At 35.3% G+C, this 12,738-nt stretch carries 10 protein-coding genes; 1 reads left to right on the top strand and 9 read right to left on the bottom strand.

What is annotated here, in order from left to right; translation table 11 throughout:
- Positions 1–41 precede the first annotated feature (41 nt).
- The 3 genes from B0I10_RS00315 to B0I10_RS00305 form a co-directional block, all read right to left on the bottom strand.
- Complete coding sequence (locus B0I10_RS00315; protein WP_112084496.1) at positions 42–1,460, bottom strand: alkaline phosphatase; 1,419 nt, start codon at positions 1,458–1,460, stop codon at positions 42–44.
- A gap of 206 nt (positions 1,461–1,666) precedes the next feature.
- Positions 1,667–2,872, bottom strand: coding sequence for a diaminopimelate decarboxylase (lysA, locus tag B0I10_RS00310; protein ID WP_112084495.1), 1,206 nt, complete (start codon positions 2,870–2,872; stop codon positions 1,667–1,669).
- Positions 2,873–3,051: 179 nt separating this feature from the next.
- Complete coding sequence (locus B0I10_RS00305; RefSeq protein WP_112084494.1) at positions 3,052–3,732, bottom strand: hypothetical protein; 681 nt, start codon at positions 3,730–3,732, stop codon at positions 3,052–3,054.
- Between the two features lie 958 nt (positions 3,733–4,690).
- On the opposite strand from B0I10_RS00305, the gene sucC reads away from it, so the two are divergent.
- Positions 4,691–5,887 carry an ADP-forming succinate--CoA ligase subunit beta gene (gene sucC, locus B0I10_RS00295; RefSeq protein WP_112084746.1) on the top strand — a complete coding sequence of 399 codons (1,197 nt, stop codon included), beginning with the start codon at positions 4,691–4,693 and terminating at the stop codon, positions 5,885–5,887.
- A gap of 116 nt (positions 5,888–6,003) precedes the next feature.
- Here sucC and B0I10_RS00290 read toward each other — a convergent pair whose 3' ends face one another.
- From B0I10_RS00290 to panB, 6 genes are all read right to left on the bottom strand, one after another.
- On the bottom strand, positions 6,004–7,383 hold the full coding sequence (locus tag B0I10_RS00290; RefSeq protein ID WP_112084492.1) for a hypothetical protein: 1,380 nt from the start codon (positions 7,381–7,383) through the stop codon (positions 6,004–6,006).
- 100 nt (positions 7,384–7,483) lie between these two features.
- Entirely contained in the window at positions 7,484–8,272 is a 789-nt protein-coding gene (locus tag B0I10_RS00285) for a DUF2189 domain-containing protein (RefSeq protein WP_112084491.1), read from the bottom strand.
- Positions 8,273–8,285: 13 nt separating this feature from the next.
- A complete protein-coding gene (locus tag B0I10_RS00280; protein WP_112084490.1) occupies positions 8,286–9,614 on the bottom strand; it encodes an aldehyde dehydrogenase in 1,329 nt (442 codons plus the stop codon).
- Between the two features lie 42 nt (positions 9,615–9,656).
- Complete coding sequence (locus B0I10_RS00275; RefSeq protein WP_112084489.1) at positions 9,657–11,003, bottom strand: hypothetical protein; 1,347 nt, start codon at positions 11,001–11,003, stop codon at positions 9,657–9,659.
- A gap of 129 nt (positions 11,004–11,132) precedes the next feature.
- A complete protein-coding gene (locus B0I10_RS00270; RefSeq protein ID WP_181456861.1) occupies positions 11,133–11,834 on the bottom strand; it encodes an RluA family pseudouridine synthase in 702 nt (233 codons plus the stop codon).
- Between the two features lie 31 nt (positions 11,835–11,865).
- Positions 11,866–12,684 carry a 3-methyl-2-oxobutanoate hydroxymethyltransferase gene (gene panB, locus B0I10_RS00265; RefSeq protein WP_112084487.1) on the bottom strand — a complete coding sequence of 273 codons (819 nt, stop codon included), beginning with the start codon at positions 12,682–12,684 and terminating at the stop codon, positions 11,866–11,868.
- Positions 12,685–12,738: the final 54 nt, after the last annotated feature.

Raw genomic sequence — 12,738 nt, 5'->3', positions numbered from 1 at the left:
GACACAGCCATAAACTGTGTTTTTTTATGCATTTATCAACCTTAAAATTTATTTTCCACTTCCGCTGCTTCCAACATAAAATAATGTAAATCGGTGTTTTTAATAAAGGGTTTTAGTTTTTCACTTCCCGGTCCAAACATTGCTAATTCTGTGTAATCTGCCGAGTGATCCATACTAATCCATCCTACGGATGTTCTGCTTTTTTGCATCTCAGCAAAGGTTTTGAAAGGTAAGTTTTTGTAGTTGTATAATCCGTCGTCTTGTTTTTGTAAATTGGAATAATAACTCAAAATCGTTTTGGCTTCGTCATCGGTTAATGCAAAACCGTTTGCAAATTCAATGCGTTCTTTGATTTGAGCTACTGTTGATTGCGGTGTAAAACCATTTAAAATCCATTCATTCGTGTGTTTATGCTGTTGCACGCTGTCAAAATGATCGTTGACGTTCTTGCCATAAATTAAGCCCGGATTTGCATTTCCGTGGTCAGTGGTAATAACGACTAACGTTTCTTTGTCTTTTTCAGCAAAATCGATGGCAACTTTCACCGCTTCATCAAAAGCAACTTGGTCATATAGCAAACCGGCAATGTCGTTGGCGTGTGCTGCCCAATCTACTTTTCCGGCTTCCACTTGTAACACGAACCCGTTTTTGTGACTTTTCATTCGGTCAATAGCTTTTTCCGTCATTTCTGCCAATGTTGGGATCGTGTTACCCAAATCTTTAATATTTTCTCGGTCAATCGAGTAGGGAAGTCCATCCTCAAAAAATACGCCTAGAATGGGTTTGTCATGCGAGGTGGAAAGCATTTCACTTCTCGTTTTAACCACTTGATATCCTTTGGATTGAAAAGCCGAATACAAATCTTTTTTATCTTTTCGGGAATTGGCATCAAAATGTTTTTGTCCGCCACCCATCATCACATCAAATTGAAGGTTTAAATAGGATTCAGCAATGTCATCCTGACTATTTCTACTTTTACTGATGGCACAAAATCCGGCCGGAGTGGCGTGCGTAATTGGAACGGTGGTGACACATCCCGCCATTTTTCCGGCTTTTTTGAACTTTTGCCAAATTGGTAGATATTCTTCACCGTTTACTCCGACGTTTAATGCTCCGTTTTTTACGCGAAAACCACTTCCCCAAGAAGAACTGGCTGCCGCAGAATCGGTTACCACAGAAGAAGCCGAAGCCATATCCATCAAAGCTCTTGTTACTTTATTTTCTCTATATAAAATTAACCAATTTGAACCATTTCCGTTTTTTCTTTGCAGATGAATATCGGCCATGTTCAGTGTTCCTGAACTCATTCCGTCACTGACTAACACAATGATGTTTTTGGCTTTTTTACCTTTGAACTCTGTAGGTTGATCGAGAATAGTGGCAGCACTTTCAAAAGGGTTTAGAACGGCTGTTCCTAACGTAAATAATGTTCCGTTCCTAAAAAATTTTCTTCTGTTCATTGGGATTTTAAATTTTTCAAATATAAAAAATACTTATGAGCTAAGCGTTAATTAATCATTATTTCCCATTCATAAAAAAAGCCGGAAAATGAATTCCGACTCTTTTGGGTTGTGTTTGTTTGATTAGGTAGTGATTTAAAGCAAAAATGGATTTGTGTTTTCTTACACCTGACAGGTTTCAAAAACCTGTCAGGTGTAACATATCGCTAAAATGTAACTTCAATTTGATTGCGAAGAATATCTTCAAACGTTTCTCTTTCGCGAATTAAGTGACCTTTTCCTTCATACCAGAGTACTTCGGCGGGACGAAAGCGCGAATTATAGTTAGATGCCATCGAAAAACAATAAGCTCCGGCGTTTCTGAAACACAAAATATCGCCTTCTTTGATTTCGGAAATTCGGCGGTTGTTGGCAAAAGTATCGGTTTCACAGATATAACCTACAACAGAATAAAATCGTTCTTTTCCTTTTGGGTTGGAAATGTTTTCAATGTGATGATAGGAACCATACAACATCGGACGAATTAAGTGATTAAATCCGCTATCAATTCCGGCAAAAACGGTGGAAGTAGTTTGTTTTACTACATTTACTTTGGCTAAAAAGTAACCTGATTCGCTTACTAAAAATTTACCCGGTTCAAAAGCTAAAGTCAACGGACGACCATATTCGGTTTGAAATTGATTGAAACGTTTGGATAATTTTTTACCTAATTCTTCCACATTGGTTTCTATATCGTCTTTTTTGTACGGCACTTTGAATCCGCTACCAAAGTCAATAAAATCTAATGTTTTAAAGTTTTTTGCGGTTTCAAATAAAATTTCGGCAGCATATAAAAACACTTCGATATCCAATATATCGGAACCGGTATGCATGTGAATTCCGTTGATGTGCATGTGTGTGTTTTCGATGATTCTCAACAAATGCGGCAATTGATGAATGGAAATTCCGAATTTACTATCGATATGACCTACCGAAATATTCGTGTTTCCACCCGCCATCACGTGGGGATTGATTCGGATGCAAACCGGAACAGTTGGGTGTTTGGTTCCGAATTGTTCTAAAATCGAAAGATTATCAATGTTGATTTGAACGCCCAAAGTTGCCACTTCTTCAATTTCATCGATGGAAACGCCGTTGGGTGTAAAAATGATACGATTCGGTTCAAAACCGGCGGCTAAACCCAATTGCACTTCTTGAAGCGAAACCGTGTCTAAACCCGAACCTAATTTGTGAAAATATTTTAAAACAGAAATATTGGATAAAGCTTTCACCGCATAATTAATCTGCAAACGTTCTACTTTTGAAAAAGCATTGACTAAACGGTTGTATTGCGATTCAATTTTTTCGGCATTGTAAACATAAAGCGGTCCTCCGAATTGGTCTGATAAGTGTAGTAAATCTGATGCGTTCATTCGTGAATTTTCAACAAATGTAGGTGTAGAATGACTTAGTTTCAAATTTTTTGTGTTGAAATAACAAAAAATCACATTTTGTTATATTTATAACAATGATGTGTTTTTTTTGAATTATATTGAAAAGTTATGTTATGGAGGGAGTTGTGCAACTGTTACCGCTTTAATGCCTAGCTTGTTTAGTGATACATTTTTATTTTGTGAATCGAAAAGTTTAAATCATTTATTTTAGAAATTTCAAGTCCTTCGTTTGAAATGAATTCTATTTTTTCTGTCTTTGAAAGTTTAATTTTATCGGTTACTGTTAAATTACCATTCTCCTCATATGCGTCTGGTAAATAAATAAAAAATGATTTACCATTATCAAAAACTCCAATTCCAGTGTCTCCTCTTTCATTTTCAGGGTCAAGGTGAAAAATGTAATCGTAATTTACATTTTCTATATTTTTAGCAAAACCTATTGAAAATTCAGGTATTTCAGGATTTTCTTCATAGCCAAAAAACCATCCAACAAGATTGTGATATGCATAGAAACTTAAATTTTTATCTACTTGTATAATTTTCCAATCTCCGTAGGTCGAAATACCGAAATCATATAATTTTGCATCTTCTTCACCATTCAGTTCTCCATATTCTTCAATCATCTTGAGAATATAATTTTCAGTTGTGTTTTTTGTGAAAATGTATCTTACGTAGTCTTTACTGTAAATATTTATTATTGAATCCTTATTTATTTGTTTTATTGGAAAATAAACTATTTGTTCTGATTCAAATTTTGAATCTTCATTTTTTCTAATAAACAAATTATAAGCAATTAAGCTAATTATAACTATAATAAAAATTGTCAACTTATATTTCATTTTTTTAAAATTACCTCTAACCTTCCGCCGCTTGGCGAGGTTGGGGACTAGATTAAGATTTATTTTTGGTAAACACAAAATTTCCAAGTACAAGACCAACTTTAAATTAAGCCTAAAACCCCAATCTTGCCAAACGGCTGTTATGCAATCGGCTTAATATTCTTCCGTAATGCCTTTCGACAATCACATAAAGTAATAAAAGTAAAACAATTATTAAACAAAATGCGAGCGAAGGCCATATGCTAAAAGGCTGGAAAAATGCTGCTAATAAAAATATAGCTGATAGCGAAAACATAATCCAAGTAAATAGTTTTCTGCTAACTACAGAAGTTAATATATTTTGTATCAATACAATTTCAAAAAAGATAAGGATAATATAAGGAAGTACTGTGTCGGAAATTTGTCTGTTGTTTTCTGCCACTAACTTTGTTTCTACAAACTGAAGTGATTCTACAATAATGAAGTACAGTAAAGTTTGGATTAAACTCATTATAATTCCAAGTATAAAAATCCGTTTAATCATATTTTAAATTTCAAAGTTGTTTTTACCACGATTCCAAAGCTGTTGCATAACTCGTATATATGTCTGACAAAATCCGACACATAAACCCATTTTTAGGTTGCTATGTCTGACAAAGTCAGATTTTATTTTCTCAAATTTAATAAATAAATCTTACAAATCATCAAAACGACTTTATTCACTGATTTTGTTTTGAAGTACAATCTCGTAGCCCCGATTGCAGCGGAAAGCCTTGAGCAGCAAAAACTGATTTTTTCTTGCGGACACAAAGCGACCAACGGAAGCTCTTGGGGCGGCTTAGAAAAAACAGTTTTTGCAAACAAGCTTGCAGCGGAAAGCGGGAATAGCTTCCTAAAAATAAAAAATAAAATAGTTTCTGAAATTGGTTTGAATTTGCTATTTTTGTGGCACTTTTTAACAGACAAACGTTATACTACTATGAACATACACGAATATCAAGGTAAAGAAATTTTGGCCAGTTATGGCGTTCGAATTCAACGTGGAATTGTGGCTAACAATCCGGTTGAGGCCGTGGCTGCCGCAAAACAATTAACTGCTGAAACCGGCACGGGATGGCACGTTATTAAAGCTCAGGTTCACGCAGGTGGAAGAGGAAAAGGTGGCGGAGTGAAGTTAGCTAAAAACTTGCAACAAGTAGAGGAAATTGCAGAGCAAATTATTGGGATGCAATTGATTACGCCTCAAACTTCGGCTGAGGGAAAGAAAGTGCACAAGGTGTTGATTGCCGAGGATGTTTATTATCCGGGTGAGAGTGAAACTTCGGAGTTTTATATGTCGGTTTTGTTGAATCGTTCGACGGGAAGAAATATGATTATGTATTCTACCGAAGGCGGAATGGATATTGAAGAAGTGGCGGAACATACTCCACACTTGATTTTTACTGAAGAAATTGATCCGGCTGTTGGTTTGCAAGGTTTTCAAGCAAGAAGAATTGCCTTTAATTTAGGTCTTTCGGGAAATGCTTTTAAGGAAATGGTGAAATTTGTGGATAGTTTATATAACGCGTACATTGGTTGTGATGCGTCGATGTTTGAAATCAATCCGGTTTTGAAAACGTCTGACAACAAAATTATGGCGGTGGATGCGAAAGTGAATATTGATGATAATGCGTTGTACAGACAAGCTAAAATTGCTGATATGCGTGATATTCGTGAAGAGAATCCGATTGAAGTGGAAGCAAAAGAAGTTGGTTTGAACTATGTTGACCTTGACGGAACCGTAGGTTGTATGGTGAACGGAGCCGGTTTGGCAATGGCCACAATGGATTTGATTAAGTATGCCGGTTTTGAGCCTGCTAACTTTTTGGATGTGGGTGGAACTGCGGATGCAAAACGTGTGGAAACTGCGTTTAGAATCATTTTGAAAGATCCAGCTGTTGAAGCGATTTTGATTAATATCTTTGGTGGTATTGTTCGTTGTGACCGTGTGGCTCAAGGTGTTGTAGATGCTTATAAAAATATGGGTGACGCAATTAAAGTGCCAATCATCGTACGTTTACAAGGTACAAACGCAGAGATTGCAAAAGAATTGATTGATAATTCAGGTATGCCAATTTTATCGGCGGTACAGTTTCAAGAAGCAGCAGACCAAGTGAAAGCGGCTTTGACGAAATAATAGTTTTAGAATATAATAGTGTGAAAAAGCTGCCGAGAGGTGGCTTTTTTTTTGATAAATATCTAAAAGTGAATTTATTTGGGGGGAAGTGAGGAGGGTTCGTAGCGATTGGCTTTTTATCTTTTCCAAGGTACAATTTCTTCCGCTAATGATCTATGCAATTCTTTTGAACAACGATTATAATATTTACCGTTATATTCTAAAATTCTTAAGATTGACATTTCAATATACCAAATACATAGATTTAAAGCTTCAGATTTGGCTTTATAATGAATTGAACTTAATTTTTTTCTTTTTTCTTCTTGTGAGTGAACAATAGCATTTCTTATTTGCACGACTGCATCAGGTGCATCAATTATTTGCTTATCACTGTCAATGAATGATTGTAGTTCTGAGAATTTTTGAGGAACCAAATAATCAATATCTAATTGCGATAGAAGTAATCTAATTTTATTCGAGGCATTTATAATTTCAGAGTCTTTCCCAATAATAATTTTTTTGTTTTCAATAATCCACCAGTTGTATAAAAGTTCCAAAGCTGTTTGAGCCATTATAATTGAACCTTCTGTAAAGCCAGAATGATTATTTGCTTCAATATACCAATGAATTGCTGATGTCAAAAAGTTTTTATCGTCTTTGTCTTTCCATAATTCGCAGAATTTTTGCCAAAGCTCATTAATTCCGGCTATAGAGTGCCTTTGTGGCCAGGATAAAACAGATTTAAATGCATCAACATGATAACCAGTAAAATCAGACCAAACTTTTTCACCTTCATGCATTCCTGTAATAAATAATGCTGAAGTTCTCCGACCGTTTAGAAAAGTTAGAAAAGTATCTAAACAATGAAAAGTATCTTTCACAGTTTCAAAAGTCATTGACCCTTTTTTGCTTTCAATTTCACCAGCATATAAAACAACATAACCGCCACTTTCTTCAAGTGATGAACTCAACTTAGCGTAGTTCTTTAATTTATCAAGTTTAATTAAAAAATTATTATTCTCTAATATCAATCTGCCAGAGAAATGTGAAATGTTTTCTACAGTTTGTTTTTTGACAGGAAGACCATAAAATTCTCTTAGATTGGGAACTGAAAATCTTATTGTTTTAACAGGAATTGATTTATCTCCAAATATTGCTTGCTGTGATAAGACTCCAATAAAATTTATTTCTCCATTTAAACTTTGAATATTGGTTCTAGTTATAAATGCATCACCAAATTTTAAATCATCAATTATAATTTCAAACATCTTTACTTTATGGAAAAGGTCATACGCCTTATCAACATCAATTAATGGTTTTCCAGAAAAATATGTTCCGAAATTTGGGAACCAATCAAAATATACTTTCCCAACAATTTTTATTTCATTGTCAGCATACTTGATAACATATTCCCCTTCGTATATAACTATTTGAGAGTTTGCTTTTTCCATTTCGACAATACTCTCATTGATTTCTGGAATATTATTTTTATAATCTTCTAATTCTTCTTTTGTCATTTATAAGTTTATGTGTTGAATGCTTGTCGCAAACTTTAATATAACCAATACTTTACATCGCTTATCACTGCTTTTAAGGCGTGTTCTCGCTACGAATTAATTACTCCTCCAACCTCCCAATCTCCTCAATCTCACTTGCATTTTCAATTGGAAAAATAGCGTTGTAGGTTGTATAAAGAAAGGAATACCAAAACGGAAATGTAAAAAGAATTCCGACACACAATGCAATGATGCCCAAACATACTATAATGAAACTAACTATTGCTAACCCAAATAAAATAAGCGGTTGTTTTAAAACTAATTTGATACTGATGGAAATGGCATCTACCCCCGTTTGATTGTCAAAAATGATCAACGGAACGGTTAGCATGGTAAAAAAAGCAACAACATAGGATAGCATATTGCCCACAATTGGATAGTCTATAAATTCAAAACCTGTAACAAAAGCAAAATTAATGATGGCAAGTATTGAGGCAGCAATGAATAACTCTTTGAAATAGGAAGTTTTGTAATAGTCAAAAATTGTTCCCACAGAAAAAGGTTTGTTGGTTTGCGCCAAATGAGCCATTTTGAAAAATCCGGCTCCAATGGGAGCGGTTAATCCGGCAAAAACAATCATAACCAAAAAATAAATAAGTATGCCGGCAACCGAAAAATCCATTGGGTTAAATTCGGTTAGTGTACTCATCATGTCTGCTGCACCAAAAGCGATGGCAGCAATAGAGCCAAAAAGTGCAAATGCTGCGAGTACAATGAGTAAAAAGGCTAAACCGCCGGTTAAAGCAATTTTTTTGTAGTTCTCAAATGCTTTTTCAATGACAGTGCCAAAGTCAAGGTAATAGCCCTGTTGCGTTGCTTGGTCGATTTTTTTTGTAGTGTTAGTTTCCATACGTTAAGTTAGTTTAAAGCCAAGATAGTAATTTTTTGATGTATTTTAATTTATTTTTATACGGTGCATAGCGAATAGGATTATCACCCCACGATGGTTTTTTGACGATTGATTTTTTATGTGAAAACGAATCGAAACCAAATTTTCCATGGTACGCATTTATGCCGCTATGACCTACGCCGCCAAAAGGTAATCGCTTGTTTGCAAAATGAATCATGCAATCATTCACACAACCACCACCAAAGGAATAACTTGTAATCATTTTTTCAGCAAATTGTTTATTTTCTGTGAAAACATAAAGGGACAAAGGCTTTTCATACTTAGAAATAATTCTCTCAATATCTTTCTCATCGTGATAAGAAATAATAGGTAAAATGGGTCCAAAGATTTCGTCTTTCATCACTTCGCTATTCAATTCGGGTTCATCGAGCAGAGTAGGACTGATGTATCGATTTTCTTCATCAGAAACTCCGCCAACAATAACTTTTGAAGGTTCAATCATTGCTTGTAATCGTTGCCAGTTTTTGGTATTAATGATACGTGGAAAATCGGTTGATTCTTCCGGATTTTCACCGTATGCTTGCGTAATTTCTTGTTTGAGTAATTCCACAAAATTGTATTTTTCTTTTGCCTGAACCAAGATATAATCGGGAGCAATACACGTTTGTCCGGCGTTGACGAATTTACCCCACACAATTCGTTTCGCAGCAATTTCCAAATTGGCACCTTCATCAATAATACAAGGATTTTTTCCACCTAATTCTAAGGTTACGGGCGTTAAATGCTTCGCCGCTGCCTGAGCTACAATTTTTCCCACTGGAACACTTCCGGTAAAAAAGATAAAATCCCAACGTTTTTCCAGTAAGGATTGGGTGAATTCCGCTCCGCCATGCACGACTACAGCCTCTTTTACATCAAAGACTTCTTCCACAATTTTAGTAATGATTTGCGAAGTATTAAATGTTAGTTCAGAAGGTTTTAAAACCACCGTATTTCCCGCAGCAATAGCAGCAATCAGCGGACACATGGCCAATTGAAATGGATAATTCCACGGCGAAATAATCAAAACCCGACCATAAGGTTCAGAATAAATAAAGTCGGATGAAGGAAAATTAATAATCGATGGCCAAACCTGTTTTGGTTTAGTCCATCGATTAAGGTTTGAAATCGAATTTTTTAAATCGGAAATAACATAACTTGTTTCAGATATAACCGCTTCAAATGCCGGTTTTTTAAAATCTTTATACAACGCTTCAATGACTTCTGATTCATGTTTTTTGACGGAAATCAGTAGTTTTTGAAGTAAAATTTTTCGTTTGGCAACAGCAATAATTGAACTCATTTCAAATGGGTTTGGGAATAAATTCAAATATAATGAGAAAAATTAACTTTTCCCCATTCCAAATCGATAGCCGAAATAAAAATCGGCTTGTTTGCTATCGTTAATTAAAGCGGTAAACGCAGAACCCGATCCGATAAAGAATCCGTAAACTCTAAAACCGATTCCTGCATTAAAGCCTGCGATTTCTGTTTGCGATAATGGTGCAAACACTTCGAAATGTTTTAACGAAAAACGAGGCGTTAATGTAACCACATTTTGAGCTGTAATTTGGTCATTTTTTGCATCATCGGTTAATTTTTGTTGTAAAAATACTGAAACATATAAGGTTGGAATGACTTGCATATCAGCATAGGCATTCAATACAGTTGGTAATTTTACTTTAAAATCTTCAGAAGACGAAGTGGAAGTTAAGAATCCGCTGTCTACCAAAATTTGTTCTACTTCTTGTAAACTGTCCACATTTTCAAACTGACTTAAATTGAGACTTTGGTTTCCTTGAATCACCAAATTATAGTTTGTGGAGGAATTGTTTTCATCTTTAAAAGTCATCCCTCCAATATTTCTCACGGAAATACCGGAATTCAATTTGTAACCATTTTTTTCATCTTTAATCGTAAATGTTCCTCCAAAATCGACAGCAAAACCATTTAAACTTCCAAAAACAGAATCAGAATAACCATCAAAATCAGAAAAACTACTTCCTAAACTACCGGAATAAGCCACGTTGACTGAAGCATTGGCATTGGTTAAAAAAGAATCTCCGCCAACATTGGTAATGGTTCCTTGAAATTGATCGGCACCAAAATTGGCATACGAACCCGGAAATAATAACTTAAAAGTCGCACCCCCATTTAATTTATATTTATCGGTTTCCCATAAACTTCTTGCTGCAGAAAATCCTAATTCACCATAGGTCGTACCAACCAAACGTTGGTTGTAATTTCCGTTTAAAGTAGTGAAATTTACTAATGAATTTAATCCGTTATTGGCAATGGCATCACCAATATTGGCATCAATATCCACTAAATTTAACTTTCCATAGGCTTTGGATGTAATGGCAAACCCCATTTTTTTATATTTAAAAGCAAAACCGGGGCCAGCAATTTCAACATCAAATCGCAAATTGACGGGCTCATCTCCTTTAAAAAGTAAATCTTCAAAATCTTCATCACCGGTTATGTCGCTCACCCCAATTTTGTTGTTAGAAATATTGATACTTGTCGCAAAAAGATTCACTTCCATTTTTGAATTAAGATTGGCTAATTCAGCTGGATTAAAATTGGCGTTGAGAATGCCGATACGTTTGGAAGTTCCTATTCCTGAAAAATGTTCTTGGGCGAAAGTGCAAACACAGGATAATATAAAAAAAGGAACAATTAGTTTTTTCATTTTGATTATATTTAGTTGATATCAAAGGTGGTAATTCTATATTGAATAGTTACTACCTATAAATAGGTATTTTTAGTCAGTTCAGAAACAATCGAAAAAGGAATTTCCCTACTTTATAATCGAAAAAAATTATATTTTAGTTTCAATTGATTTCCAAACAATATCTTGCGGAACGGGAGCAAGGACTGTAATTTGTTCTTTTGAAACCGGGTGAATAAAAGCTAATTTTCGTGCATGAAGATGAATTCCACCATCGGGATTGCTGCGATCAAAACCGTATTTTAAATCGCCTTTGATGGAACAACCAATAGCTTGCAGTTGAGCTCGAATTTGATGATGTCTTCCGGTGTGCAATTCAATTTCTAAAGCAAAATAATTGTCTAATTCGGTTATGGTTTTGTAATGTAAACTCGCTTTTTTGCTCTCCGGAACTTCTTTTGAATGAGCTTTGGAAGTATTATTTTGTTGATTTCTTTTGATAAAATGAACTAACGTATCTTCTTCTTTTGCTGGTTTGTTTTTCACCACAGCCCAATAGGTTTTTTGCGTTTCCCGCGAACTGAATAAATCATTCATTCGGGTTAACGCTTTACTAGTTTTGGCAAAAACAACGATTCCGGTGGTTGGTCGGTCAAGCCGATGAACAACGCCCAGAAAAACGTCGCCGGGTTTGTTGTATTTTTCTTTGAGGTATTCTTTGACAATTTCGGGTAGGGGTTTGTCTCCGGAATTATCGCCTTGAGCAATGTCACCGACACGTTTGTTCACAATTATCAAATGATTGTCTTCGTGAAGAATTTGTAAATTATCTTTTGTAGTAACTATTTTCATCCCCAAATTGACTCATTGACTCATTGCCATATTAATATTGTTCATTTGCATTCGGAAAATCTACCGCTTTCACATCGGCAACATATTGACCGATGGCTTTGGTCATATCTTCGTATAAATTCATGTATCTTCTTAGGAATCGTGGACTAAATTCGTGTGTCATTCCGATCATATCGTGTAAAACTAACACTTGGCCATCCACACCATTTCCGGCTCCAATTCCAATGACCGGAATTGAAATACTTTCGGCGACTGTTTGAGCTAATTTAGCCGGTATTTTTTCTAAAACTAAAGCAAAACAACCAATTCGTTCCAACAATTTGGCATCCTCCACTAACTTTTCGGCTTCGGCTTCTTCTTTGGCACGAACAGTATAGGTTCCAAATTTATAGATAGATTGAGGCGTTAAACCCAAATGTCCCATGACCGGAATACCGGCATTTAATATTTTTTTAATGGACTCTTTGATTTCGCTTCCACCTTCTAATTTAACAGCATGACCGCCACTTTCTTTCATGATTCTAATAGAAGAACGCAAGGCTTCTTTGGGGTCGGATTGATAGGTTCCAAACGGTAAATCAACCACAACCAAAGCTCTTTCACAAGCACGAACCACGCTACTGGCGTGATAAATCATTTGATCTAAAGTAATCGGTAAAGTCGTTTCGTGACCGGCCATTACATTACTGGCAGAATCACCTACTAAAATTACATCAATTCCTGCGGCATCTACAATTTTTGCCATTGTAAAATCGTAGGCTGTAAGCATTGATATTTTTTCGCCATTGGCTTTCATATCAAAAAGTGATTTGGTCGTGATGCGTTTGTAATCTTTTTTTGCTGTTGACATTTTTATAAATTTATTGGAACGAAATACAAATGTAAGCAATGTTTATTTGTGACT

The organism is Flavobacterium lacus (genome assembly GCF_003268815.1).
GTDB lineage: Bacteria > Bacteroidota > Bacteroidia > Flavobacteriales > Flavobacteriaceae > Flavobacterium > Flavobacterium lacus.
The sequence above is the reverse complement of the archived record's forward strand: the minus strand, read 5'-3'. Positions and strand labels throughout refer to the sequence as shown.